Here is a 25,562-nt window from a genome sequence, read left to right as displayed (position 1 = left end):
GCGGTCAGCTTCGCCCGGGAGAAGGCGAGGATGAAGTGCCGCCGGTCCCAGAGCTGACGGACGTACTCCGTCAGGGACGGCCGGGCGCCGCTGACCGTGAGGCCGTGCCGGGCGGCGAGGGCCGCGAGGTCGCCCTCGGCGGGTGGTGTCGGGGCGCCCGGTGCGGGGGGCGGTGTGTGGAGGACCTGACTCACATCCGGCGCTTTCGCTAGAGGGAGGGGGCGGCGACGGGCCGGCCGTACGTCGGAACGGGACCGTATCGTCGCAACGGGAGCGTAAGTCGAAAGAACGTCGGAACGCAACCGTTTCGTCGTGACGGTGGCGGCCTATGCTGTCCGCATGACGACGAACGCCGACGAGCCCCAGCCGCGTCCGCGCCGCAGGGCCCCCGCCGGGGCCGCCGTACTGCGCCAGGACGTGACGGAGGCGATCCGGGCGGCCGTCTTCGAGGAGCTGGCCGCGGCCGGCTACGCGCGGATGTCGATCGAGGGGATCGCGCGCCGCGCGGGCGTCGGCAAGACCGCGGTCTACCGCCGCTGGCGCTCCAAACTGCACCTCGTCCTCGACCTGGTCTCCGCGATCGCCGTCCAGGGCCTGCCCGCGCCGGACACCGGCTCCCTGGAGGGCGACCTGCGCCTGCTGTACGAGGTCACCTCCCGTGCCCTGCGCCACCCCGTCGCCTCGCAGATCCTCCCCGACCTCCAGGCCGAGGCCGCCCGCAACCCGGACATCGCCGAGGCCCTGCAGAAGGCGCTGCGCGAGGGCCAGGACGGGGTCGCCAAGGGCATCGTCACGGCGGCACAGGAACGCGGCGACCTCCGCCCCGGCGCCGACCACGCCCTGGCCCTCGACCTGATCTCGGGCCCCCTGTACTGGCGCTCGGTGGTCATCCGCAGCCCGAAGCTGCCGAAGGGGTACCTGGAGGCGCTGACGCGGGCGACGGCGGAGGCGCTGAAGGCGCTGTGAGGACGACCGTCCAGGTGACGGCCGAGGGTGCCGTCACCTTCACGGCGCCCGGCCCTTCCCGCGGGGCCCGGGTCGCTGCTCGGCGGCACACGACCAGACGCGGGGCCCCGCGCCCGAGCCGGCCTGCCCCATGAAGTCACGGCCGACCTCCACAGCAGAGGCTCAGCCGCACAACCGCCGGGCGAGACCGGTCAGGTCCGTCGCGGACAGGACTCGCCCGGCGAAGCCCGGCAGGGGCACGTGCAGCGGCTCGGTCCAGCGTGCGGGGACGGCGTCGACGCCGTACACCGCCCCCGCCAGGCCGCCGGTCACCGCCGCCACCGTGTCCGTGTCGCCTCCCAGGTCGATCGCCGCGCGTACGGCGTCCTCGTAGCCGGTCGTCGTCCGTACCGCCCAGACGGCGGAGGCCAGGCAGGGCCAGACCGCGCCGTTGAACTCCGTGGCCAGGTCCGGGTGCCAGTCGGGGGCGAGGACGGTCGCGTAGCGGTCGTGGTGGTCCGGGTGGAGCGCGTGCAGGGTGTCGGGTACGGCGGTCAGCGGGTCGGCGCCGGTCAGGGCCACGCGGACGAGTTCGTGGAGGACGGCCGTGCCCTCCCAGGCCGCCCGGTCGCCGTGGGTGAGGGCGGACAGGCGGCGGGCGGCGTCCATGGTGGCGTCGCGGCCCAGGGGCGCGAAGTACACGGCGGAGGGGGCCGCACGCATCAACGCGCCGTTTCCCGCCGCCCGTTGACTGGTCCGGAAGTGCAGTGCGGCGGCCAGGTCCCACGGGTCGCCGCCGGTCAGTACGGCCTCCGTCTGGAGGCCGATGTCCTTCGGGTCGGCGGCGGCCCACCGCCGGAAGCGGCGGAAGACGTCGGGGAGGTCGAGGCCGCCGCGCTCCAGCAGCGACTCGGCGACCAGCACCGCCATCTGCGTGTCGTCCGTCGCCTCGCCCGGGTCCCAGCCGCCGCCCCCGCACATCTCGCCGCCGGCCCCCGGTGCCGGGAAGCGGGCGGAGAAGGCGCCCTCGGGGCCGAACTCGAAGGGGGCGCCCAGGGCGTCGCCCACGGCGGAGCCGATGACGGCGCCCAGGGCGCGTTCGGTGCGGGTCGGCATCAGGGGCGGGCCGCCGTCGGCGGGTGCGGGCGCTGCCAGCCGGACCAGGCCGAGGTGATCATGTCGTCGATGTCGTGGCGGGCCTTCCAGCCCAGTTCCGTGGCCGCGCGGTCGGCGGAGGCGACGACCCGGGGCGGGTCGCCGGGGCGGCGCGGGGTCACCACGGGCGGGCGGTCGTGGCCGGTGAGGGCGTTGACGCGGTCGATCATCTCCCGCACGGAGACGCCCTCGCCGCGGCCGATGTTGAGGGTGAGGTCCCGGCCGGGGGCGGAGCGCAGCGCGCGGGCCGCCGCCACATGGGCCTCGGCCAGGTCGACGACGTGGATGTAGTCGCGGACACAGGTGCCGTCGGGGGTCGGGTAGTCGTCGCCGAACACGCGCGGGGGCAGGTCGGCCGTCAGCTTCTCGAAGATCATGGGGATGAGGTTGGAGACGCCCGTGTCGGCGAGGTCCGGGCGGGCGGCGCCGGCCACGTTGAAGTAGCGCAGGCAGGCCGTGGAGAGTCCGGCCGCCCGGCCGGCCGCGCGGACCAGCCACTCGCCGGCCAGCTTCGTCTCGCCGTACGGCGACATGGGCACGCACGGGGTCTCCTCCGTCACGAGGTCCACGTCCGGCATGCCGTACACCGCCGCAGAGGAGGAGAGGACGAAGGAGCGGACCCCGGCCGACGTGACCGCGTCCAGCAGGACGCGCAGGCCCTCGACGTTCTCCCGGTAGTAGTGCAGGGGGAGGGAGAGCGACTCGGCGACCTGCTTCTTCGCCGCGAGGTGGACGACGCCGGTGACCTCGTGGTCCGTGAGGGCCCGCGCGACCCGCTCGCCGTCCAGGGTGGAGCCCACCACCAGCGGCACCCCGTCCGGTACCCGGTCGGCGAGGCCGGTGGACAGGTCGTCGTACACCACCGCCCGTTCACCCGCCCCGGTCATCGCCCGTACGACGTGCGCCCCGATGTAGCCGGCGCCGCCGGTGATCAACCAGGCCATGGATGGCCGTCCCCTCGTCGTTGGCCGTGCTTCCGCAATCGAACAGGTCGGCTCTCAGTGAAACAGGCGCCGAAGCCTTCCGCGCAGCACCGGGACGACTCCGCGTGCGCCGGCCGCCACGCGCAGGGCCAGCGCGCCCGAGTTCGTGGCATACGGCCGCACCAGCACCACGCCGTGCCGGCGGCTCGGCATCACACAGCGGCGCAGCAGGCCCGGCCCGGCGAGCGCGTGCGCGGTGACCCGGCGGCTCGAACCGTCCCGGAAGCGCACCCGCAGCCGCAGGTCCCAGGTGCCCGTGCCGAGCGTGGCCAGCCGGTCCGGCCGTACGGTCGTCTCCGCGACCCAGGTGCCGTCGGCGGCCGTCCGCAGCGGCACCGTACGGCGGACCCGGGCGCCGTCCTGGTCCCGGTGGCGCCACTCCACCTCCGCCGCCACCGGCCCGGCCCGCGCCACCCGGCCGTACAGCTCGTGCAGGCGCACCCGCAGCCGCGGGCCGTGCGCGCGGGGGCGCAGTTCCGCGTCCACGGCGAGCGGGAGGAAGGGCGCGGGACGGGTCAGCAGGTGCTCCAGGGTGATCCCGGGCAGGTCGGCCGACCAGCAGGGCGTGCCGTCCGCCGCGCGGGTGTACGGCGGGCACAGCCGGGCCGGCCGGGCCGCCAGCTCCCGCAGCCGGGGCAGGTCGCACGGCTCGGGGGAGGCCAGCACGACCCGCCCGATCAGCCGGCCGGGGGCGACCGGGTCGCGGGCCAGGTCGGCGGCGTCGTACTCCGCGAGGAACGCCCGCGTGCGCGCCCACCACTCCCGCCGGTACTCCTCGTCGTGCAGCGGCAGCTCGCGGACGTACATGCGCAGGTCGTGGTCGAGGAACTTGGCCCGCGCCCTGCGCGCCAGCCGCTTCTGCCCGGCGTCCAGCAGGATCGCGTGGGCGGTGCGGCACGCGCGCGTGCGGGCCCGCCAGTTGCCGACGCCCGCGCGGTCCAGCGAGATCGACAGCCGCCGCGCGGACCGGCGGACGTGCCAGACGTACACCGGGTCGGGGACCAGTGCGACGCGCGGGGCGGCGGCCCACACCCGCGCGGTGAACACGACGTCCTCGTAGGGGAAGCGGCCGTAGGGGAAGCGGATGCCGTGCGCGCGCAGGAAGGCCGTGCCGTAGAGCTTGTTGACGCACAGCGTGTCGTGGACCAGGCGTGGGCGCAGCGCCGGGCGGGCGAGTACGGCGGGCGCGGCGTACAGGGCCGGCTCCCACGGCACCTCCGTCCCCGACGGCAGCTCGCGGCGCACACACAGGCCGCCCGCGACCTGCGCGTGGGCCCCGGTCGCGGCGGTGAGCAGCGCGTCCACCGCGCCGGGCGGCAGCACGTCGTCGCTGTCCAGGAACATCACGTACGGGGAGGTCGCCGCGTCGAGCCCGGTGTTGCGGGGGGTGCCGCAGCCGCCGCTGTTGACGGGGAGCCGGATCACCCGCAGCCGTGGTTCGCCCTCGGCGAGCCGGTCCAGCAGCTCCCCGCTGCCGTCCGTCGAGCAGTCGTCGACGGCGACGACCTCCCGTACGGCGGGCCCCTGCCCGAGCGCCGAGCGCACGGCGTCGGTCACATGGGCGGCGTCGTCGTAACCGATGACGACGACGGTGACGGCGGCCTGGGAGTGGTGGGGGCGCATGGCGTCCTTAGGGATGCTGTGGGGTGAATGTCTGCCTTCTGTCCATCAGTACCCCGGAGGAGCGGCGCGCCCCCGGTCCAGTACCCCGGAGGAGCGGCGCGCCCCCGGTCCAGTACCCCGGAGGAGCGGCGCGCCCCCGGTCGTCCGCTCACACGTGGGAGGCCGTCACCCCCGCGCGCAGCCACCGCACGACCTCCTCGGCGCTGTACGGACCCCCTTCGGGCGCGAGACGGCGCAGGAATCCCAGGTCCTGGCCGATGGTGACGACGGGCGGTTCCATCACATCCCGCGGGCGGCGCTGCCCGAGGCCGACGGCGGCCAGCAGCCCGTTGCACAGGCAGTGCCGCCCCTCGGTCCGCTCGGCGTCCCCGCCCTTGCGGACGTATGCCACCCGCGGTTCCGCCGGGCAGCGGTAGCCGATGGTGCCCTGGGGGGTGCGGTAGGGCGTGCGCAGATAGCCGAGGTCGCAGACGCGGGCGCGGGCGGCGCCGACGCCGGGGTCGGCCAGGGTGCCGGGCAGGTCGGCGACCTTGAACGGGAAGCCGGTCGGGGAGGCCGCCGGATCGTTGCGCACCCGCAGTCCGCCGGCCAGCTCGCGCTCGATCAGCCGCCGCCGCAGCCCGGCGTCCATGCCGGACTCCTCGCAGAGCGCGAAGACGCTGCCGAGCTGGACGCCGGCGGCCCCTGCCGCCCTGGCCTCGCGCAACTGCCGTGGTCCGCACTGGCCGCCGGCGATCCAGAACGGCAGTCCGAGGCGGGTCATCTTCGCGAAGTCGGGTACGTCCCTGGGGCCGTAGACGGGATCACCGGACTCGTCCAGGCCCAGCGGTCCGCGCGGCGGGGCGCTGTGGCCGCCCGCGCGGTGGCCCTCGACGACGAATCCGTCCGGCCGGGTCTCCTGGTCGCGGTTCAGGTACGAGGCCAGCGCGGGCAGCGAGACGATGGCCAGGACGCGGGGGCGGCGCAGCAGGCCGGCGCGGCCCGGCTCCGCCCCGCGCAGCACCGAGGCGGGGTCGAAGCGCACCGTGTGGGACTGCTCGTCGCCCGCCACGTCCACCCGTACGGTGACCGGCTCCGACCGGGCGAGACCGGTGGCGATCCCGGGTATCTGCGCGGGGATGCCCGCGCCGACCAGGACGTAGTCGACGCCCGCCAGGATCGCGCCGAACATGGCGGGCACGGTGGCGAGCTGGACCTTCTCCAGGTAGTTGACGCCGACCGGCCCGTCGTGGCCCTCCTTGGCGAGCCAGACCTCGCAGAAGTTGGCGACCACGGTCAGCGCCCGCGCGGGACACGCCTCGTCGGCCGTCGTCATGGGGGTGGCCGCGAACCGCTCGCCGGGCCCGATGCCGCCCTCGACGAAGTAGCGCTCCCGCAGCTCGGCGGCGAGCGACGGTACGGGGAAGGCGGCCAGTGCCCGCCGGAGGTGGCCGCCCGGGTCGCCGCTCTGGAGCACCCGGATCAGCAGGGTGTCGAGGGCGGTGCCGGAGACGACCCCCAGCTGCCCGGTGCGGGCGACCGCCCGGGCGAGCCGCCAGCCGGACACCCCCACACCCATGCCGCCTTGGATCAGCCAGGGCGGCTCGGCCGCCGTCCGGGGTCCGTTCATGTGGTCCTCGCAAACGTGACGGCAGGACCGGGTGACGCACCGGGTCCGTGCCGGCGTATCCGTGAACTTACGGTTCCGTAAGCTACGGCATCGTAACCTACGCCTGCGTAGGTTACGGAGGCGGGTCCGGCCTCTACGCGCCCTCCGTCACGGCCGTGTCCAGCGCCGCCGTGAGCCGGTGCAGCCGGGTGCTCAGATCGCGGATCTCGTCGATGTCGAAGCCGGTCGCGGCCATGATCCGGCGTGGCACCTCCAGGGCCCGCCGCCGCAGCGCGGTGCCCTCCTCGGTGGGCCGGACCTCCACCGACCGCTCGTCGCGCGCACTGCGCTCCCGGCGCACCAGGCCGGCCGCCTCCAGCCGCTTGAGCAGCGGGGACAGCGTGCCGGAGTCCAGCCGCAGATGCTCGCCGAGCCTCTTCACCGGCAGCGTGCCGTGCTCCCACAGCACCAGCATGACCAGGTACTGGGGATAGGTGAGCCCGAGGTCCTTGAGGACCACCCGGTAGACGCCGTTGAAGGCGCGGGAGGCCGCGTTCAGGTTGAAGCAGATCTGCTGGTCGAGGCGGAGCCAGTCGTCCGCGGCGCCCGGCAGCGGGGTCGTCGCGGGGGGTGGGCTCGGGGTGGCTGTCATGGCTCCAGGGTAGCTCTCGCGGACCATTTGATTGCGCACAACTCAATTGCGTGCTCTACTTGTGGTCGTACGGCGGCCGGACCCACCGAACCGAAGGGCCCGGCCGAGCCACGACTCGAGAGGGAAGGTCCTTTCCATGGACGCGCTCTACACCGCTGTCGCCACCGCCACCCACGGCCGCGAGGGCCGCGCCGTCACCTCCGACGGCAAGCTGGACCTCGGCCTGAGCGCCCCCGTGGAGCTCGGCGGCAACGGCCAGGGCACCAACCCGGAGCAGCTCTTCGCCGCCGGTTACGCGGCCTGCTTCGGCAGCGCCCTCGGCGTGGTCGGCCGGGCGGCGAAGGTCGACGTCAGCGACGCCGCGGTGACCGCCGAGGTCGTCCTCGGCAAGCAGGGCGAGGGCTTCGCGCTCGCGGTGACGCTGCGCGTCGAGCTGCCCGAGGGCATCGAGGAGGAGACCGGCCGCAAGCTGGTCGAGCAGGCCCACCAGGTCTGCCCCTACTCCAACGCCACCCGCGGCAACATCCCCGTCGACCTCGTCATCGAGTAGTCCCCGGCACCCGCGCCAGCACCTCCCCCGTCCGCCGGCTCCACGCCACCACCACCGCCTCCTCGGGCACCCGCTGCGAGGGCGTCAGCAGCAGCCAGCGCGCGTGGTACCGGCGGACGACCGCGGCCCGCTCGGCGCGGGTCGAACCGGGGTCGAGATACGCGCGTACGTCGGCCGCCCGCCGCAGCCGCTCCCCCTCGTCCAGCGAGGCGTCCGGCCAGGCGGGCGCGGCGAGGTTCGGCCCGTACCCGGCGAGCGCGTGGACGGCGTGGTAGCCGTCGGTGATCACGACCTCGCCCGGCCCGACGTACCGCGCGGCCCAGTCGTACGACGGCCAGTCCGGCGGCCGTTCGAAGCCCGTCGGCACCACCGCCCCCGCGTGCACGGTCAGGAACGCGGCGCACGCCCCCGCCGCCGCGGCCCCGCCCAGCAGCCGCCGCCACACCGGCCACGGCCGGGACGCCGCCAGCTCCACCGCGAGCGCGAACTGCGGGGGCACCGGCGTCAGCCCGAGGATCCTGCCGTAGGTGTAATGGCCGCTGACCCAGCCGTACGCCACCACCAGGCAGTCCAGTACGAACATCAGCACCAGCGGGTCACGCCACGAGGTGCGCCGCGCCCGCAGCCACAGCGCCGGCAGCCCGAGCAGCGCCAGCCCGAACTGCCCGCCGAGGTCCAGGTACAGCCGCCGGTGCATCGCGTCCACGCTGTCGTCGCCGGCCAGCGCGAACACGTCGAAGTACGGCCAGCAGGCGGCCGTCAGCAGCGCCACCGCCCCCGTCACCGCCCACCGTCCGGCGACCGCCGGTCCCCACCGCCGCTGCCACCCGGCGACCAGCGCCACCGCCCCCAGCGCCGCCGCGACCGCGGTGATCGGGTGCACGAGCAGGACCAGCCCGTACAACGCGCCCAGCGCCGCGTACCCGGACACCGGGCGCAGCCCGCTCGGCCCCACGTACCGCACGGCCCCCGCGTCCCGGGCCCGCGCCCCCGTCAGCGCCCACGCCCAGAAGGCGAGCCCGATCGCGAACGCCGACGGGTAGGCCAGGCTGCCCGTCATCGACATCAGGTTCAGGTAGCCGCTCCACCAGGCCCGCTCCACCCCCCACAGCAGCGTCATCGCGCCGAGCGCCAGCACCGGCGCCCAGGGACGCGGGGTCAGCACCCGCACGAAGCGGCCGATCCCGGTCAGCAGCACCAGCAGGTTCAGCGGCCCGGTGAGCTTGAGCACCTCCCAGCCGCCCAGCCCCGTCAGCCGGGCGGCCACGCCCTGCGCCAGCGCGAACGGCGAGTAGTAGGGGCTGCCCGCCCCCGGCAGGTCCGCCATCGGATGCCGGGGGTTCAGCAGGTCGTCCTTGAGGCGCTCCACGACCGCCGCGTGCTGCCCGGCGTCGCAGCACAGCGGCACCCTCCAGTACGCCAGCGACATCACGAGCCAGAACAGGAAGCCGAAGAGCTGGTACGGGGTGGGACGCCAGGCCCCGCCGCCGTGCAGCGCCGTGGCACCGCGCACGGCCGGCCGGACGAGGACCGGGGAGCTCATCGGGTGGCGGGGAAGGGGAGCGTCTCGGGCATCTGCCGTATGTTCCCGGCGAGGTCGACGACATGACCTCGTATCACCTCATCGGGTGATACGGCGGTTCAGCGCGCCGGCTCCACCGGAGCCCCCTGCGCCGGCACCACCGCCCGCCGCACCACCGGCTCCAGCAGCAGCGGCACGCCCAGCACCGGCAGCAGCCAGGCCAGCGTGAGCAGCCGGTCGCCCCAGATGTTGATGTCCGGGTGCCCGGCCTGGTTGAGGAACCCCGTGCAGGCGGCGGCCACCAGGAAGGCGCCGAACGCCGGCCGCCGCAGCGCCCCCAGGACACCGGCCGCCAGGAACGCGACGAACACCGGCTCCCACAGCTGCCGCCGCAGCCACTCCGTCCAGAAGTTCCCCTGCAGCTGGAAGAACTCCGCCCACGGCCGCTCCCGGTCCGGGCGGGCGAAGTGATCGGTGAGCAGGTCCTGCACGCTCTCCGACGCCGACGGATACCCCAGCAGCCGGGCCAGCAGCACCGTGCCCAGCACCCCCGCGCACCCGGCCCCCGCGAGCGCCACCACCCCGCGCCCCGGCTCCCGCCCCCGCCACCGGCGCCGTACGGCGATCGCCGCGCCCGCGCCCGCCAGACACAGCCCGAGGAACAGGGCCTGCGAGTGCTTCACGGTGAACAGCGCGAGCAGCGCCGCGCCCACCAGTGCCGGGCCCGCCCGCGTCCTGTGCCCCTGAAGCACCAGCGCACAGCCCCACAGCGCCGCCAGCGTGAGTGTCAGCAGCAGCCCCTCCGCCATCGGGCGCATCGCGGTCGTCCCGCACGGCAGGACCAGGAACAGCGCCTGCCCGGTGAGCGCGAGCTGCACCGGCACCGACAGGGCGCGCAGCACCAGGAAGGCGAGCACCCCGCCCGCGCAGGTCACCACCACGCCCGCCGTCCACACACCCCAGGTCACCCCGAGCAGACCGACGAACGGCGCCAGGAACACCGGGTAGCCGGGCCGCACCTCGAAGATCCGCATGAACCGCTCCGGCATGAACGGCACGGTGTGCCCGCCGGTCCACCCGGCCACCGGCATCGTCTCCACCTGCCGCCACTCCCGCTCCCGGCACTCCCGCAGGACCTCCGGGGCGGGGTCGGGGGCGTGGAAGCGGACCACGTTCACGTTCTGCTCGCGGTGCGCGATCGTCGCCCGGCCCGCGCAGAACCAGTCGATGGTGGCGGTGGCCGCCTCCCGCTTGTCCGCACCGGTCAGACTCAGGGCGTACGACAGGTAGTTCTTGCTGTCGGGGGTGTCCCGGCCGGTGACGTTGGCGAGTTGCAGCAGCGCGAAGACGGCGGCCAGCAGCAGGACCCGGGCACGCGGCGTCACGACGGGGTCAGCAGGTCGGCGCCGGTGGCCTGGGCGGGCACCCGGGCCGGTCCGGCCGGCCGCTCGGGCATCCGCTCGACCGGCATCAGCGTCCGCACCACCCGCTCGGCGGCCCGCCCGTCGTCGAACTCGCAGAACCGCCTCCGGAACGCCGACCGCAGCCGCGTCGCCTCCTCGTCCCGCCAGGTCCCGGAGTCGAACAGCCACGCCAGTTCCCAGGGGGAGCGCGCCACATGGCCCGGCGCCTCGGCCATGACGTCCAGGTAGGTGCCCCGGCTCGCCCGGTAGGCGTCCCAGTCGTCGGCGTACACGACGATCGGGCGGTCCAGCAGGGCGTAGTCGAACATGACCGACGAGTAGTCCGTGACCAGCACGTCGGCGGCGAGCAGCACGTCCTGCACCTCCGGTTCGTCCGTCGCGTCGACGAGCACGCCCCGCCGGTGCAGCTCGGACAGCCCGAGCCCGCGCGCCGGTCCGGCGGCCAGCGAGGGGTGCAGACGGACCACGAGGGTGCGGCCCTCGCCCAGGTCGGCGGCGAACCGGGCGAGGTCGAGCCGCTCCACCAGCCCGTCCCTGCGGTAGTCGCGGCGGGTCGGCGCGTACAGCACCACCGTGTCACCGTCCGGGACACCGAGCCGTGCGCGCACCGCACGCCCCCGCTCCTCCGGCGCCCCGACCAGCACGTCGTTGCGCGGGCTGCCGCTGCGCAGGGAGGTGAAGTGGCAGGGGTAGGCCCGCTCCCACACCAGCTCGGAGTGCCGGTTGGCGACCAGGCTGTAGTCCCAGCGGTCGGCCCGGCGCAGCATCTGCGGTACGTCGAAGCCGAGCCGGGCGCCGGGCCGGTCCAGCAGATCGGCGCCCAGGTACTTCAGCGGGGTGCCGTGGTGGGTGTGGATGTGCACGCTTCCGGGGCGTTTGACCAGCGCTCCGGACCAGTTGACGTTGTTGACGAAGTACGTGGCCCGCTCGGTCACCCGGCGGTATCCGGGCGAGTCGAGCAGCACGTACTCGGTGTCCGGCTCCAGACCGGCCGCCTGCTCCTCGTCGGCCAGCACCCATACGTTCCTGATGTGCGGGGCGAGTTCGCGTGCCGCGCGGTGGATGGCCGCCGGGTCGCCGAGCACGCCCCGGTGCGAGAACGCCGAGTACACGGCGAGGTCCGGGTCGAGCGGACGCCGGAACGCCGGCCGGACACGGGCGTACCGCGCCGCCGTCGCCGTACCCGCCCGCCGGGCCCGCCGCCCCAGCTCCCGCCCGGCCCTCCCCGCCCGCTGCCGCAGGACGTAACCGGCGTAACTCCCCTCCAGTACCCGCAGTTCCGCCGGGACCTGGGCGCCCTCCGGCCGGTGGGCCCGGAACATCTCGGCCGTACGGCGGAAGAACTCGCCCTTGTCGGACGGCGGCAGACGGTCCGGCTTGGAGAGGATGTCGAGGCAGTGCTCGCCCATCTTGGCGTGCAGGAAGGGCCGCCAGTGCGCGAGCGCCGGGCGGGCGTCGACGAACCGGAACACCCGCGCGTACTGCTCGTGGACGTCGAAGTGCCTGCGGCTGGTGGTGGACAGGATGCTGCCCCGGCGGCGCTGCCGGTAGTACACGCAGATCCGGTCCAGGGTGGCGATGCGCTCCGCGCTGAGCAGCACCGGGAACGTCCAGGGCGTGTCCTCGTAGTAGCCGGGCGGGAAGGCGAAGCCCTCCCGTGCGACGAAGTCGCGGCGGTAGGCCTTGTTCCACACCACCATCAGCAGATCGAGGATCTCCGGCCGCTCGGCCGCCGTGAACACGTCCTCCACGGCCAGCAGACGGGCCAGGACGTTGCGGCGGGTGCCGCCCCACCAGTGGGTGCGGGCGTAGTCGAAGACCAGGACGTCCGGGTCGCCGGTCTCGTCGAGGCGGTCGGCCGTCGCGCGCAGCGCGCCCGGGGTCAGGGTGTCGTCGCCGTCGAGGAAGAACAGGTAGTCGCCGGTCGCGTGCTCCATCCCGGCGTTGCGGGCCCGGCCGAGGCCCACGTTCTCCGGCAGGTGCACCACCCGGACCCGCTCGTCGCGGGCCGCGTACGCGTCGAGGATCGCGCCGCAGCCGTCGGGGGAGCGGTCGTCGACGGCGATCACCTCGAGATCGCGGTACGACTGCCCGAGCACCGAGTCGAGGCAGGCGTGCAGGTACCCCTGCACCTTGTGGACGGGGACGACGACGCTGAAGCGGGGCACGTCAGCTCCTCACCGGGGTCGGGGCGGCCGCGGGGGCGGGGACGCGCTCCGCGAGCGGGATCACGGGCGGCAGGGCCTCGGGCGGCTCACCGAGCAGCACCCGGCGTACGACCCGTTCGGCGGCCCGCCCGTCGTCGAACGCGCAGAACCGCTCCCGGAACCGGGCCCGCAGCGCCGCCGACTCCGCGTCCGCGTACGAGCCGTCGCGGAAGACGCGGGCCAGCTCCTCGGGGGTACGGACCACCGGTCCCGGCGGCCCCTCCATCAGGTCGAAGCAGACGCCCCGGACCTCCCGGTAGACGTCCCAGTCGTCGGCGTGCACGACGATCGGGCGGTCCAGACAGGCGTAGTCGAACATGATCGACGAGTAGTCGGTGACCAGCGCGTCGGCGGCCAGGCACACGTCCTCCGACGAACGGTGCGCGGTGACATCAATGACCCGGCTGACCCGGCCCCCGGCCCGCGCGGTGCCCCGGTCGTAGAAGTAGTGGGCGCGCAGCAGGACCACCACGTCCTCGCCGGCCGCCTCGCAGAACGCCTCCAGGTCCAGGCCGGGCTCGAAGCCGGTGCGGTGGTCGCGGTGGGTGGGCGCGTACAGCACGGCCCGCGCGCCCTCCGGGACGCCCAGCTCCGCGCGGATCCGGGCCACGTCGTCCGCGCCGGCCGCGCAGTACACGTCGTTGCGCGGGTAGCCGTACTCCAGGTGCTCGTAGGAGCCGGGGAAGGCGCGCTCCCACACGCGCGTGGAGTGCGGGTTGGCGGAGAGGTTGTAGTCCCAGCGGTCCACCCGGCCCAGCAGCTTGGTGAAGCTGCCGGTGGCGGCGGCCACCACCGGGTACGTCGACTGGTCGACGCCCATCGTCTTCAGCGGGGTGCCGTGCTGTGTCTGGAGGTGGACGCTGCCGGGGCGTTTGACCACGCCCTCCGCGAAGTTGGCGTTGTTGACCAGGTACTTCGCGCGGGCCAGCACCTCCCAGCAGCGTCGGCTGCCGATGACCGCGTACTCGACGCCGTCCGGCACGGTGTGTTCCTGTCCGGCCTCCACCAGGAACACCGAGCGGATGTGCGGGGCGAGTTCACGCGCCTTGGCGTGGATCGCGGCCGGGTTGCAGGCGTAACCCCGGCCCCAGTAGGCGCAGTACACGGCGAGGTTCGGATCGAGCGGGCGGCACAGGTGCATCCGGTACAGCAGCCGGGTGCGCAGGCCCCGCGGACGCGGCACCGCCGCCACGGTCCGCGCCACCGCGCGGCGGGCGCCGCGCAGGGCGGCGAACGCCCCGTAGGAACCCGACGCCAGCAGCCGGTGCTGCGCCCCGAGGCTGCCGCGCGGCGGCCGGTACCCGGCGGGGCGGTGACGGCGGTACAGGGTGCTCGCCCGGCGGAAGAAGGCGCGGCGGCCCGACGGGAGCCGCCGGGGACGGGCGGCCGTCTTCAGCACGGCGGTGAAGAGCTGCTCGAACAACGGCGCCGACCGCTCGGCGGACAGCCCCCGCTCGGCGGCCCGCTCCAGCACCAGCTCGACCTGGTCCAGCAGTTCGGCGTGGTGCTCCCCGGGCAGGTCCAGCCGGCTGCCCTGCCGCCGCACCAGATGCCGTACGACGACCGCGCGCAGCACCGCCACCCGCTCGGCGACGAGCATCGCCTGCCCGCCCCAGCCGATGTCCGTGAAGTGACCCGCCGGGAAGGTGAGACGCCGCTCGGCGACGAAGGCACGGCGCCAGGCCGCGCTCCACGCCGGGAGGCCCACGCCGGTGAGGTGCGGGGCGCGGTCGGGGGAGAACGCGCCGTCGGGGGCCTTCGCCAGCAGGGGTGCGGCAGGGTTGCCGGGCTCGCCCTCCCACCAGGGCGCGCGCTCGTGCCCGAAGTGCAGCACGTCCACCGGACCGGTCGCGGTCAGGCGCGCGTCCAGAGCCGCGAGCGCCCCCGGTACGAGGACGTCGTCACCGTCGAGGAACAGCAGGTACGTCCCCGTGGCCGCCCGCGTCCCCGCGTTGCGCGCGCCCGCCAGTCCGGCCGACGGCGGCGCGTGCACCGGCGCCACCCGCGAGTCCCGCTCGGCGTACCGGGCGGCCACGTCGGCCGCGGCGGACCCGGGCACCTCGCAGACCGGGATCAGCTCGAAGTCACCGAAGGACTGGGCGAGGACCGAGTCCAGCGCCCGGCCCAGCCGGCCGGCGACCCCGTGCGACGGGACGATGATGCTGAAACGGGGCATTCTGCTCTTTCCGTGATCCGTGATCCGTGTTCCGTGATCCGTGAAGGTCGGCGTGGTGCCCTCAGCGGGAGGGGCGCCGACCGGGCCGCCCCGCCGGAGGCCGGGTCGGGGTGGGCCGCGACGATCCGGAGGGCATGGGAACTCCCTGTGTCCACAAGGGGAAACGGCGGTCAGCCGCGGTCGGTGACGGCCAGGACACCGGCGGGCTGCTGCTGCGGCACCGTCGTGAGCGCCGGCGGACCGGACACGGCACCGGCCGACGGCACCGGGCGGCGCCCCTCCAGCGGCACCACCGGCGGCAGGTCGCTCTCCCCGAGCACCACCCGGCGCACCACCCGCTCGGCGGCGCGGCCGTCGTCGTACGGGCAGAACCGGGCGCGGAAGTCCGCCCGCAGCCGGGCGGAGCGGGCGCCGCACCAGTGACCGGTCGCGAAGATGTCGATCAGCTCGTCCTCGCCGCCCGCGACCGCGCCCGGCGGGAACGCCCGCGGATCGAAGTAGGCGCCGCGGGCCGCCTCGTACGCCTCCCAGTCGTCGATGTGCAGCACCACCGGCCGGTCCAGGCCCGCGTAGTCGAACATCAGCGGCGAGTAGTCCGTGACCAGGGCGTCCGAGGCCAGGCACAGCGCGGTGACGTCCGGGTGGCCGGTGACGTCCAGGACCCGGTCGGAGGCGGCCTCGCGCGGCCCGCCGTACGGGTGGTGGGCGGCGAGGGCCAGGACGACGAACCGCGGGCCGAGCCGGCGCACCAGGCGCTCCAGGTCGAGCAGCCGGCGCTGGGTGCGCCGGTAGTCGCGGTGGGCCGGCGCGTACAGGATCGCCACCGACCCCTCCGGGACGCCGAGCGACTCCCGCAGCCGGGCCACGTCCGCACCGGTCGCCGTGTGGAACCGGTCGGTGCGCGGCCTGCCGTACTCCAGGGTGGTGTAGCGGCCGGGGCAGACCCGCTCCCAGGTCAGGGTCGAGTGGCGGTCGGCGGAGACGACGTAGTCCCACTGGTCGACGCCCGCGAGGAGCCGCGCGAAGTCGGTGTCCCGGGCCGCCGCGGGGCGTTCCAGCAGGTCCAGGCCCTCGTGCCCGAGGGGGGTGCCGCGCCGCGTCTGCACCAGGACCTGCCCCTTGCGCTTGACCAGCCCCGGCACGGTGTCGGCGTCGGTCACCAGATACGCGGACCGGGCGAGCGCGCTGAAGTGGGCGGCCGTGCCGGGCGCGAGCCGGCGGGCGCCCGGCGGAAGGGTGTGGTGGTACTCGGGACGGGCCACCCAGGCGGTGCGGATGTGCGGGGCCAGCTCGCGCACCGCCGACTCCAGGGCGCCCGGGTCGCCGCCGTGACCGCGGCCCCCGTCGGCGGCGAAGACGGCCCGGTCGGCGCGGAGCGGGAGCAGCCGCTGGAACCGGTAGTGCAGGCGCAGGGCCGCGCGGCGCAGGGCGCGCGGCAGCCGCCCCGCGATCCGGGCCCACCTGCGGCGCAGCGCCGCCGCCAGCCGCAGCGCCCGGTAGGTGCGGTGCAGTCCGAAACGGACCATCGTGTGGTGCACCCGGGCGCGCGCGGACCCGGACGCGCCGGGCGTCCGATGGCGCCGGCAGTGGACACGCGCCCGGCGCAGGAAGGCGGCGCGCGACCCGCGCGGCAGCCGGTCCCGCCGCGTGTACACCGTCGCCAGGTGGTCGACCATGCGGCGGAACAGCACCGGCCGCCAGCGCCGCAGTCCGGGCCGCTCGTCGAGGAACGCGAAGACCCGGTCGTACTGGTCGAAGACGTCGAAGTGCCGTTCGCTGGTGGTGCGCAGGATGCCGCCGGTCCGGCGCTGCCGGTAGTGCACGCACACCCGGTCCAGGGTGGCGATCGACTCCGCCGTCATCAGGACCGGGTACGTCCACGGGGTGTCCTCGTAGTAGCCGGGCGGGAAGGTGAACCCCGCGCGCTCGACGAACTCCCGCCGGTACGCCTTGTTCCACGCCACCATCAGCAGGTTCAGCAGTCCCGGCCGGTCCTCGAGACGGAACGGCGCCGGTCCGTGCTCGGTGAGTTCGGCGGCGACCCGGTTGCGCACGGTCTCGCCCGACCAGTGGGCGCGCGCGTAGTCGTAGACCAGCACGTCCGGTTCGCCCGTCTCCTTCAGCCGGTCGGCGAGGGCGAGCAGCGCGTCGGGCGTGAGGGTGTCGTCGCCGTCCAGGAACACCAGGTAGTCACCGGTCGCCCGCTCCATTCCGGCGTTGCGGGCCGGGCCGAGGCCCGCGTTCGCCGGCAGGTGCACGGCCCGTACGCGCGGGTCCCGGGCCGCGAACTCGTCGATCACCGCACCGCAGGCGTCCGGCGAGCAGTCGTCGACGGCGATCAGTTCGAGATCGGGATACGACTGGGACAGCACCGATTCCAGGCACTCGTGCAGATACGCCTGAACCTGGTACGCGGGGACAATGACACTGAACCTGGGCAAGGGGCATCCAACGGTCGGTGCGGGCGTTCGGCCCGGCAACGGCCGCCGGCCCCACTTGGTTACGCGCCCTGCGGCATCCGGGGGACGCCCGTCACACGAAGGGGCGGACCTGCGACGGCCCGCCCCTTCAACTCGATGCGCACTTCGGCTACTTCACCGCGCCCGCCATCACACCGGAGACGAACTGCCGTTGGAACGCGAAGAACACGACCAGCGGGACCACCATCGAGATGAACGCGCCGGGCGCCAGGACGTCGATGTTGTTGCCGAACTGCCGTACCTGGGTCTGCAGGGCGACCGTGATCGGCTGGCTCCCGGAGTCGGTGAAGATCAACGCGACCAGCATGTCGTTCCACACCCACAGGAACTGGAAGATGCCGAGCGCGGCGATGGCCGGCCCGGCGAGCGGCATCACGACCCGCACGAACAGCCGCAGTTCGCCCGCGCCGTCCAGCCGGGCCGCCTCCAGCAGCTCCTTCGGGATCTCCGCGAAGAAGTTCCGCAGCAGGAACACCGCGAACGGCAGACCGAAACCGACGTGGAAGAGGACCACACCGGTCACGGAGCCGAAGACGCCGACGCTGCCGAAGAGTTCGGCGATCGGGATCAGCGCCACCTGCACCGGCACCACCAGCAGCCCCACCACCGCCAGGAACCACCAGTCCCGGCCCGGGAACTCCATCCAGGCGAAGGCGTACCCGGCGAGCGAGCCGATCACCACCACCAGCACGGTCGCCGGGACGGTGATGTACACCGTGTTCAGCAGCGAGCCGGTGATGTCGTCGTTCTCCAGCAGCGTCTCGTAGGCGCCGAAGGTGAGCTGCGAGGGCTCGGTGAACACCTTCCACCAGCCGTCGGCGGCCATGTCCTGCGGGGTGCGCAGGCTGGCCAGCAGCAGCCCGACCGTCGGGACCAGCCAGAACAGGCCCACGACGACCAGGAAGACGCGGACCAGGCCGCCGCTCACCCACTCGCTCAGCCGGGAGCCCAGTGACCGCTCGGCCCTGACGGTGGGGACCGCCTTGACGACGCTGTCCGCGTCCGCACTCATCGCCGCACCTCCCGCCTCAGCCGCCTGACGTTACTGTGCCCATCCGGGGGGCGACCCCCGGACCCCCGGCCGCCGCTGCACGCACGCGAGTTCACCGCCGGACCTCCCGCCTCAGCCGCCTGACGTTGAACCACATCACCGGGATGACGAGCAGCAGCAGGAACACCGCGATCGCGCTGGCGATGCCCGGCTGGTCCGACGCGAAGCCCTTGCGGTACAGCTCCAGCGCGAGGACGTTGGCGTCGTCCTGGGACGAGCCCGGGGCGATGATGAAGACCAGGTCGAACACCTTCAGCACGTTGATCATCAGGGTGACGGTGACGACCGCGAGGACCGGCGCCAGCAGCGGCACCGTGACACGTCTGAACACCTGCCACTCGTTCGCGCCGTCCACCCGCGCCGCCTCCAGCAGCTCCCGGGGCATGCCCGCGAGCCCGGCCGCGATCAGCACCATCGCGAAGCCCGCCCACATCCAGATGTACGAGCCGATGATCGCCGGCGTGACCAGCGACGGGCCGAGCCAGTCGAGGCCGTTGTACGGCTCGGCGAAGTTGCTCTTCGGTAGCCGTAGTTGGGCGCCCTCGGCCTTCGAGGAGAAGGAGAACGAGCCGTCGGCGGCCGCCGTGGCCGTCTCCACCACCTCGGCGCCCTTCACGGCCTCGATCCTCATCCCGGCGTAGCCCAGCTCCGAGGCGTCGACGGCGTTCAGCGTGCCGACGCCCTTGCCGCGGGTGAAGTCCTGCCAGGTGGTGCCGGTGATCCGGTCGCTCTCCGGCCGTGGCGCCGCCGCCCGCTCCGCGTCCTTCGGCATCAGGTCCGGGGCGACACCGACCAGCGGCAGCGTCACCGTGTCGCCCACCCTCACCTGCCTGCTGGTGACGAAGCCGCCGTCGTCGTCCTTGACGAGCGGCGAATCACGGCCCGGGTGCGCCTTCGGGAACGCCGACGACTGGGCGAAGGTGTCGTGCACCCCCACCCACACCGCGTTCGCCACGCCCTTGTCCGGGTCCTGGTCGTACACCAGCCGGAAGATGATCCCGGCGGCCAGCATCGAGATCGCCATCGGCATGAAGACGACCAGCTTGAACGCCGTGCCCCAGCGCACCCGTTCGGTCAGCACCGCGAAGACCAGACCGAGCGCGGTCGCGACCGTCGGCGCGAACACCACCCAGATGATGTTGTTCTTCAGGGCGGTGCGGATGCCGTCGTCGGTGAACAGGGCCCGGTAGTTGTCGAATCCGGCGAAGCCGTCGCCGGACTGGTCGTAGAAGCTGCGGACGACGGAGTACCCGATCGGGTAGACCACGAGCGCACCGAGCAGCACGAGCGCGGGCAGCAGGAACAGCGCCGCCACGGTTCCACGGGTGCCGGTGACGCTCTTGCGCGACTTGGGAGCGGCAGGGGCCGCCTTCGGTGCCCCTGCCGCCGTGTCCGACGCCATCGCCGGTTCAGTTCCCGTACGCCGCGGCCGCGTCGGCCTCCAGCTTCGCCTGCGTACCGGCGACGTCCTTCGGGTTCTTCAGGAAGTCCTGGAGGATCTTCCACTCGCCCTTGCCGGGCGTGCCGCCGAACGCCTGCGGGGCCTGGTCGGACATGTCGAAGCGGAAGTCGTCGCCGGAGTCGACGAGCGCCTTGGCGATCTTCCGCTGGACCTCGTTCGGATACGCCGAGTCCGGCACGTTCCTGTTCGGCGAGAGGTAGCCGCCGAGCCCGGCGTGGATGCGCGCGGCGTCCGGGGAGGCGAGGAAGGTCGCCAGCGCCTGGGACGCCTCGGAGTCCTCCAGGATCACCGCCGCGTCGCCGCCGGACACCACGGGCGGGGCGTCACCGACCGCCGGGAACGGGAACACCTTGGCGTCCGTGCCCACCTCCGCCTCGGTCTCGCCGATGTTGACCTGGGCGAAGTCGCCCTCGTAGACCATGCCGGCCTTGGGCTGGTCGCCGCCGGTGAAGGTCTGCGTCACGGACGTCGGGAAATCGGTCCCCAGTGCGCCGGACGCGACGTAGTCCTTCTTGCCCCAGATCCCGGCGAGCGTGGTCAGCGCCTCCTTGACGGAGGGGTCCGTCCACTTGATCTCGTGCCGGGCCAACTGGTCGTACTTCTCCGGTCCGGCCTGGGAGAGGTAGACGTTCTCGAACCAGTCGGTGAGCGTCCAGCCCTCGGCGCCGCCGACCGAGAACGGGGTGACACCGGAGTCGTAGACCATCTGCGCGGCGGTGAGCAGTTCGTCCCACGTCTTCGGCTCGGCGGCGCCCGCGTTCTCGAAGACCTGGGCGTTGTACCAGATCAGCGACTTGTTGGCGGCCTTGTAGTAGACGCCGTACTGCTTGCCGTCGACCTTGCCGATGTCCTGCCAGCCCTGCGAGTAGTTCTCGCCGAGCTCCTTGGCCGCCTCGGCGCCGAGCGGCTTGGCCCAGCCCTTCTCCACGGCCTGCTTGATGGCGCCCGGCTGCGGCAGCATCGCCACGTCCGGCGGGGCGCCGCCCGCGACCTTCGAGCCGAGGAAGTTGATGATCGGGTCCTGGGCGGGGACGAAGGTCACCTTGGCGCCGGTGCGCTTCTCGAACTCCGCGAGGACCTTCTTGAAGTTGGCCTGCTCGGCGCCGGTCCACACGGCGGCGACCTCGAGGCTTTGGCCGTCCAGCTTGGGCAGGGTGACGGTGGTTCCGGTCTCGCCGCCGCCCTTGTCCTTCTCGTCGCCGCCGCTGTCGTCGTCACCGCCACCGCCGCACGCGGTGAGCGAGACCGCGAGCACACCCGCGGCGAGCGCGGCGGCACCACGTATCCGGATGATCCTGCTCGTCCTGCGCATCACTGCCCCGTTCTTCGTACTCCGTCGAACGCCGAGCGCTGTCCCGTGCGCTCTGGTCTACGCCCGGGGGGTAGGGGTGGCAAGACCGCCTCCCATGTCAACCCGAGGATCGTGACACCGTCGTGACCATGAGTCACCGCCCCCGCGGGCAGTCGTGCGCCACCGCTCCCGCGTCCCCGCGGCCGCCCTCCGCGGCCGGCCGCATGCCACCGCCCTCCGCGGGCAGCCACACGCCCCGCTCCCCGCGGGCAGCCGCATGCCCCACCGCTCCCGCGGGCAGTCGTGTCTCCCCCAGTGCCTTAAGGGCCTGGGAGGTACCCCCAGGGCGGCACGGGTGGGCGGTGGGGGCACCTCCCGCTCGAGCGGAGCCGAGAGTGGGGGAGGCGCCCCGTAAGCGCCGGGCCGCGCGAACCTCCCCCGTCCAGCCCCGAGTACCGGCCGACGTTCCCCGGGTCAGAGAAGCGACGGCACCTCCGCCGCCGAGACCTGCCGTGCAGCCCGCTCCAACGCGCTGGCGAGCAGGGCGAGGTCGGTCGGGCCGTTGCCCAGCTCCCGTACCTGCCGCCGAGCCGGCGGATCACCCATGCGGTGCCACTCCAGAGGCACGACCGTCGGCCGCAGAGTCGCCGTCCGCGGAATGCGACCGGTCACCCGGCCCCCCTGGAACGCCGTCTCCCGCCCGTCCGGCCGGACCACCCGCCCCCGCCCCGGCGCGGGCTCCTCCGGCCCGCCCCCCGGCACCACCGCGTCGAGCGCGACCCGCAGCGACGCCTGCCGCACCGGCTCGCTCTGCGCCGTACGGGCGCAGGGCCCGGTGGCCACCACCAGATGCACGCCCAGCCGCTCACCGTCCCGCGCCACCGCCTCCAGCGCCCGCATCACCGATCCGGCGGCGGGCCGCCCGGGCGAGCCGAGCGCCGGGGACACGAGCGCGTCCAGGTCGTCGACGACCACCACCAGCCGGGGCAGCGGCGGCGTGGCCCCCGTCCTGCGCCGGTCCGCCCCCGGCCGCAGCCGCAGCGTCGAACTGGGCGGGGTGTCGAGGTCCCCGTTCTGCTCCGCGCGGGACGCGACCGCCGTGCGCTGGGCGACCATACGGTCCGACAGCTCCCGCCCGGTGTGCCACTCCGCGAAGTCCGACCGGCCCAGCAGCTCCGCGCGCCGCTTCAGCTCGGCGCTCAGGGACTGCGCGAACTCCCGCATCCGCACCGGGTCGTTGGCGCACAGATGCGTGGTGACATGCGGTACGTCCGTACAGACACGCAGGCCCTCGCCGGACGCGTCGCCCGGTGTGGGCACGCCCCGGCCGTCGACCAGCACGATGCCCAGCCGGTCGGGACGCTCGGCGGCGGCCAGCGAGGCGACGACCGCCCGCAGCAGTTCCGTACGACCGCTGCCGGACGGCCCCTCGACCAGCAGATGCGGTCCGTCGGCGGCGAGGTCGGCGGTGACCGGGCCGCGCGGACCGGCGCCCAGTATGGCGGTGACGCGTCCGCCGAGCGCCTGGGTGTCGTCGGCCGCGTCCGCCCAGCGGGCCATCAGCGACGCCGGGGTGGCCCGGGCCAGGCCCAGTTCGTCGAGGAGCCGCGCCGACCGGGGCAGCGGCGTCGACACGCGCGCGTGCCGGTCCCCGCCGGTGCCGTCCGTGCGCAGCGGTGCGAGCGCCCGCGCGAACCGCTCGGCCCAGGCGGGGGAGACCGCGTCGACCGTGGCGAGGGTGCCGTGGCCGACGGGGCCGGTCCCGGCGACCCGCAGCAGCCGCAGGGTGGTCGCCACGTCCCCGCTGAGCAGGGCGACGGCCCCGCACCGCCGGAACGTCGGCGCCACCGCGCAGGCCGCCTCGTAGGTCTCCGTCACCGGGGACGCGGGGGAGGAGGCGGCCGTCTCGGCGAGGCACACCACGTGGATGCCGGCCCGCGAGCCCTCCAGGGCCAGCCGGGCCACGGCCTCGCGCACCTCGGGGCCGCCCGGGTCGCCGTCCACGACGACCACGGTGTACGGACCCTCGCCGCCGGATATGCGGGGGGCCGCGTGGTCGTGGTCCGCCAGCCGGCGCAGCAGTTCCTCGGCGCGGGCCGTGGCCTGCTCGTGGTCGTGCGCGAGGAGCAGGCGGCAGTCCTGGCCGTGCCCCGGGCGTACGTGCGGCAGCCAGCCCAGCCAGGACCACTCGGCGGTGCGCTCCGCCAGGGGGCGGGAGTGGTCCGCGGCGATCAGGACGATCTCCAGGGAGTCGGGGGAGTGCAGCGCGGCGAGCTGGGCGAGCACCGCGCGGGCCAGCCCGGTGAGCCGCTCACGCGGGCCGGCCAGTCCCAGCGCGCCGACCTCGCGCAGCCCCGAGGTCACCGGTACGGCGGGCAGCAGGCCCGAGCCGTCCGGCGCCGGCCGGTCCGCCGTGCCGAGCCGCACCGCGAGCGCCTCCGGGTGACCCGGCCCGCGCTCCCACAACCGGGGGCCGGGGCCGAGCGCGGTCAGCAGCAGCGTGGCGGGGTCCGGCCAGGTCTCGGGCACGACGGGGGCGCTCGCGCCCGGGCCGGGTGCGGCGTCGGAGCCCTCCTCGCCGTGGGCGGCCCACGCGGCCTCCGGTTCCTGCCGCCCGCCGGTCAGCCGCCGGGCCCAGGCGGTGAGCCCGCCGAGTCTGCGCCCGCCCGTCGGCTGGGGGAGGTCGGTGCCGCGCACGGGGGTGCCCTTGCGGGTGCCCGGGAACTCCTCGCGCGGGGTGGAAGGTGCCCCGGTGGGCATGTGGCCGGTGGCGGGCCCGGTGGTCGGGCCGGTGAGGCGGCCGGGTGCGCCGCCGGGCGTCCGGCCGGACGCCGGGACGGCCGTCCCGGCGGCGCCGCGACCGGGAGCGGCACCCCCGGCCGGCTCGCCCCGGACCTCCTCGCCCCGGCCCCCTTCGGGAGCCGTCCCGGCGGAGCGGTCGGCGGCGCCGGGGTCCGCACCGCGCGCGCTCACGCCGGAGCGCCCCGCGTGCGTGTCCCCGTCGGCGGGCAGCGGCCGCGACACGCGGCGGCCCTGGGGAAGGCGGGGCACGTCTCCCCGGGTGACCGTGTGCACCGCGCGTCTCCCGGGAGCGGTGCCGGTGCGCTCGATCCCGGGGGCGCGGCCCTGCCCCGGCACCCGCGGCGGTTCGCCCGCGCTGTCCCACCGCGCGGTGTCCGGCGCCTCCCGTACGCCCTGTGCGTCCCGTGCGTCCGGTGCCGTCACGGCCCAGCCGGCCGAGCCGTGGGCGTGGTGGGTGGGGGCCGTCGGCGCCGTCGCGCGCGCGTGGGCGTCCTCGTCGCCGGCCTGCCCGGCCGGGGGCGGCGGCACCCGTACGTGTCCCTCGCCGTCCGGTGTCGTGGCCGCTCGCGCGGAGGGACCAGCCGCCGGGGTCAGGCGCAGGGCCGACTCGCCGATGCGCAGGAGCGCGCCCGGGGCGAGGCGGACCGGGCGGTGGCCCACGCGCCGGCCGTCCAGGGTCGTGCCGTTGGTGGAGTCGAGGTCGGCGACCGAGACACCGCCGTCCGGGGCGACCGTCACGGCGCAGTGCAGCCGGGAGACGTCCGGGTCGTCGAGCGGTACGTCGGCGTCGGCGCTGCGGCCTATGCGGATCTCGCCGCCGTGCAGCAGGTGCACCCCGCCCGCGTCGGGACCGGCGACGACGTGCAGCCGGGTCGGGGCCTCGTCCAGTTCGGGATGCGGCTCGGGCTCACCGGGGGCGCCCACGGCCAGCACCGTGCCGTCGATCAGCGGCGGCTCGCCCAGTGTGCAGCGCTGGGCGTCGAGCCGCCGCTCACCGGCGTACAGCACCGGTGAGCCGGACGAGCCGTCACCGCCGGAGACCACCGAGGCCAGCGCGGAGGCGACCGCGGCCAGGGCCGTGCCCGCGGGCGCCGTGACCAGCACGTCGCGGCTCGCGGCCCGCTCCCGCGCGGGGGAGGAGGGGCCCAGCGGGTCTACGACGGTCAGCCGGATCTGCATCGCCGTCAGCGGTCCCTTCTGCGCGGGCGCCCGCGACGCGGGGGGACACCACCGCCCCGCGGTCCCCCACCGCGGACTTCCCCCACCGCCACACGCGCACGTACGGCCAGTACTGCACGCATCCTCGCACCTGCCACCGACAACGCGCCCGCCCTCCGGCAGCGAATGATCTTGATTGGTCGGCTCTGCCCGCAAAAGTGCCTGACCAGTGAGGAGCGAATGATCGTTCCGGGCCCACTTGAGATCGGTCACGTCCGGCATACGGCAACCGGCGGACCGGGTCGAGCGTCTTTCCTTCGGAACACCCGGAACATTCGGAACCTCCGAACCCGGACGGGGGCCGGTGCACAGGACCCACCGTGAGATCACCGTGAGATCACGTCGAAGACGACCAGCCGGTATCCCGCGCGGCGGCACTACAGTGGGTCGGAACATTCCGTAGCACGGTGGACCACGGTGTACGCCAGGCAAG

At 74.6% G+C, this 25,562-nt stretch carries 16 protein-coding genes and 1 pseudogene; 2 read left to right on the top strand and 15 right to left on the bottom strand.

All coding sequences use genetic code 11. The annotated features are described in order from the left end of the window. Window positions 1-194: pseudogene (locus ACIA6T_RS34345) on the bottom strand (ABC transporter permease); the annotation flags it as partial. Between the two features lie 145 nt (window positions 195-339). Here ACIA6T_RS34345 and ACIA6T_RS34340 point away from each other — a divergent pair. Then, window positions 340-966, top strand: coding sequence for a TetR/AcrR family transcriptional regulator (locus tag ACIA6T_RS34340; protein ID WP_383354907.1), 627 nt, complete (start codon window positions 340-342; stop codon window positions 964-966). Between the two features lie 162 nt (window positions 967-1,128). Here ACIA6T_RS34340 and ACIA6T_RS34335 read toward each other — a convergent pair whose 3' ends face one another. The 5 genes from ACIA6T_RS34335 to ACIA6T_RS34315 all read right to left on the bottom strand — a co-directional run bounded on the left by ACIA6T_RS34335 (window position 1,129) and on the right by ACIA6T_RS34315 (window position 6,946). Next, window positions 1,129-2,061, bottom strand: a complete 933-nt coding sequence (locus ACIA6T_RS34335) for an ADP-ribosylglycohydrolase family protein (RefSeq protein ID WP_399450430.1) — start codon at window positions 2,059-2,061, stop codon at window positions 1,129-1,131. Beyond that, on the bottom strand, window positions 2,061-3,044 hold the full coding sequence (gene galE, locus ACIA6T_RS34330; protein ID WP_399450429.1) for a UDP-glucose 4-epimerase GalE: 984 nt from the start codon (window positions 3,042-3,044) through the stop codon (window positions 2,061-2,063). Before galE ends, ACIA6T_RS34335 begins: the two co-directional genes overlap by 1 nt. A 54-nt stretch (window positions 3,045-3,098) precedes the next feature. Further along, window positions 3,099-4,706, bottom strand: a complete 1,608-nt coding sequence (locus ACIA6T_RS34325) for a glycosyltransferase family 2 protein (protein ID WP_399450428.1) — start codon at window positions 4,704-4,706, stop codon at window positions 3,099-3,101. A 148-nt stretch (window positions 4,707-4,854) separates the two neighbouring features. After that, a complete protein-coding gene (locus tag ACIA6T_RS34320) occupies window positions 4,855-6,315 on the bottom strand; it encodes a nitronate monooxygenase (RefSeq protein ID WP_399450427.1) in 1,461 nt (486 codons plus the stop codon). 133 nt (window positions 6,316-6,448) lie between these two features. Then, window positions 6,449-6,946, bottom strand: coding sequence for a MarR family winged helix-turn-helix transcriptional regulator (locus tag ACIA6T_RS34315; protein WP_399450426.1), 498 nt, complete (start codon window positions 6,944-6,946; stop codon window positions 6,449-6,451). Window positions 6,947-7,082: 136 nt separating this feature from the next. Between ACIA6T_RS34315 and ACIA6T_RS34310 the strand changes: the two genes are divergently transcribed. After that, the gene (locus ACIA6T_RS34310) at window positions 7,083-7,496 is read left to right on the top strand and encodes an organic hydroperoxide resistance protein (RefSeq protein ID WP_030868470.1); all 414 of its coding nucleotides are present in this window, start codon (window positions 7,083-7,085) and stop codon (window positions 7,494-7,496) included. On the opposite strand, the gene ACIA6T_RS34305 is transcribed toward ACIA6T_RS34310, so the two are convergent. From ACIA6T_RS34305 to ACIA6T_RS34265, 9 genes are all read right to left on the bottom strand, one after another. Beyond that, a complete protein-coding gene (locus ACIA6T_RS34305) occupies window positions 7,486-9,039 on the bottom strand; it encodes a hypothetical protein (protein ID WP_399450425.1) in 1,554 nt (517 codons plus the stop codon). The two genes, ACIA6T_RS34310 and ACIA6T_RS34305, sit on opposite strands and share 11 nt — an antisense overlap. Window positions 9,040-9,137: 98 nt before the next feature. Beyond that, window positions 9,138-10,403 carry a hypothetical protein gene (locus ACIA6T_RS34300; protein ID WP_399450424.1) on the bottom strand — a complete coding sequence of 422 codons (1,266 nt, stop codon included), beginning with the start codon at window positions 10,401-10,403 and terminating at the stop codon, window positions 9,138-9,140. After that, complete coding sequence (locus ACIA6T_RS34295; protein WP_399450423.1) at window positions 10,400-12,610, bottom strand: CDP-glycerol glycerophosphotransferase family protein; 2,211 nt, start codon at window positions 12,608-12,610, stop codon at window positions 10,400-10,402. The genes ACIA6T_RS34300 and ACIA6T_RS34295 overlap by 4 nt, the downstream gene beginning before the upstream one ends. Before the next feature lies 1 nt (window position 12,611). Next, the gene (locus ACIA6T_RS34290; RefSeq protein ID WP_399450422.1) at window positions 12,612-14,825 is read right to left on the bottom strand and encodes a bifunctional glycosyltransferase family 2 protein/CDP-glycerol:glycerophosphate glycerophosphotransferase; all 2,214 of its coding nucleotides are present in this window, start codon (window positions 14,823-14,825) and stop codon (window positions 12,612-12,614) included. Between the two features lie 170 nt (window positions 14,826-14,995). Next, window positions 14,996-17,266: a CDP-glycerol glycerophosphotransferase family protein gene (locus ACIA6T_RS34285; protein WP_399450421.1), complete on the bottom strand. Its 2,271-nt coding sequence runs from the start codon at window positions 17,264-17,266 to the stop codon at window positions 14,996-14,998. 148 nt (window positions 17,267-17,414) lie between these two features. Beyond that, on the bottom strand, window positions 17,415-18,317 hold the full coding sequence (locus ACIA6T_RS34280; protein ID WP_399450420.1) for a carbohydrate ABC transporter permease: 903 nt from the start codon (window positions 18,315-18,317) through the stop codon (window positions 17,415-17,417). Window positions 18,318-18,408: 91 nt separating this feature from the next. Beyond that, entirely contained in the window at window positions 18,409-19,758 is a 1,350-nt protein-coding gene (locus ACIA6T_RS34275) for a carbohydrate ABC transporter permease (RefSeq protein ID WP_399450419.1), read from the bottom strand. A gap of 7 nt (window positions 19,759-19,765) precedes the next feature. Further along, the gene (locus ACIA6T_RS34270) at window positions 19,766-21,130 is read right to left on the bottom strand and encodes an ABC transporter substrate-binding protein (RefSeq protein ID WP_399450418.1); all 1,365 of its coding nucleotides are present in this window, start codon (window positions 21,128-21,130) and stop codon (window positions 19,766-19,768) included. A gap of 453 nt (window positions 21,131-21,583) precedes the next feature. Then, window positions 21,584-25,090 (bottom strand): FHA domain-containing protein, encoded by a 3,507-nt coding sequence (locus ACIA6T_RS34265; protein ID WP_399450417.1) that lies wholly within the window; start codon window positions 25,088-25,090, stop codon window positions 21,584-21,586. Window positions 25,091-25,562 lie beyond the last annotated feature (472 nt).

It is taken from the genome of Streptomyces sp. NPDC051740, from assembly GCF_044453165.1.
Lineage (GTDB): Bacteria > Actinomycetota > Actinomycetes > Streptomycetales > Streptomycetaceae > Streptomyces > Streptomyces atrovirens.
Note: the sequence above shows the minus strand (reverse complement) of the source record. Positions and strands in the feature narration are given on the sequence as shown.

Bases quoted from the DNA above. Each gene is read 5' to 3' on its own strand.
- ACIA6T_RS34320 (WP_399450427.1), bottom strand. From the start codon at position 6,315: ATGAACGGACCCCGGACGGCGGCCGAGCCGCCCTGGCTGATCCAAGGC.
- ACIA6T_RS34270 (WP_399450418.1), bottom strand. From the start codon at position 21,130: ATGCGCAGGACGAGCAGGATCATCCGGATACGTGGTGCCGCCGCGCTC.
- ACIA6T_RS34340 (WP_383354907.1), top strand. From the start codon at position 340: ATGACGACGAACGCCGACGAGCCCCAGCCGCGTCCGCGCCGCAGGGCC.
- ACIA6T_RS34335 (WP_399450430.1), bottom strand. From the start codon at position 2,061: ATGCCGACCCGCACCGAACGCGCCCTGGGCGCCGTCATCGGCTCCGCC.
- ACIA6T_RS34325 (WP_399450428.1), bottom strand. From the start codon at position 4,706: ATGCGCCCCCACCACTCCCAGGCCGCCGTCACCGTCGTCGTCATCGGT.
- ACIA6T_RS34265 (WP_399450417.1), bottom strand. From the start codon at position 25,090: ATGCAGATCCGGCTGACCGTCGTAGACCCGCTGGGCCCCTCCTCCCCC.
- ACIA6T_RS34290 (WP_399450422.1), bottom strand. From the start codon at position 14,825: ATGCCCCGTTTCAGCATCATCGTCCCGTCGCACGGGGTCGCCGGCCGG.
- galE (WP_399450429.1), bottom strand. From the start codon at position 3,044: ATGGCCTGGTTGATCACCGGCGGCGCCGGCTACATCGGGGCGCACGTC.
- ACIA6T_RS34275 (WP_399450419.1), bottom strand. From the start codon at position 19,758: ATGGCGTCGGACACGGCGGCAGGGGCACCGAAGGCGGCCCCTGCCGCT.
- ACIA6T_RS34280 (WP_399450420.1), bottom strand. From the start codon at position 18,317: ATGAGTGCGGACGCGGACAGCGTCGTCAAGGCGGTCCCCACCGTCAGG.
- ACIA6T_RS34305 (WP_399450425.1), bottom strand. From the start codon at position 9,039: ATGAGCTCCCCGGTCCTCGTCCGGCCGGCCGTGCGCGGTGCCACGGCG.
- ACIA6T_RS34310 (WP_030868470.1), top strand. From the start codon at position 7,083: ATGGACGCGCTCTACACCGCTGTCGCCACCGCCACCCACGGCCGCGAG.
- ACIA6T_RS34315 (WP_399450426.1), bottom strand. From the start codon at position 6,946: ATGACAGCCACCCCGAGCCCACCCCCCGCGACGACCCCGCTGCCGGGC.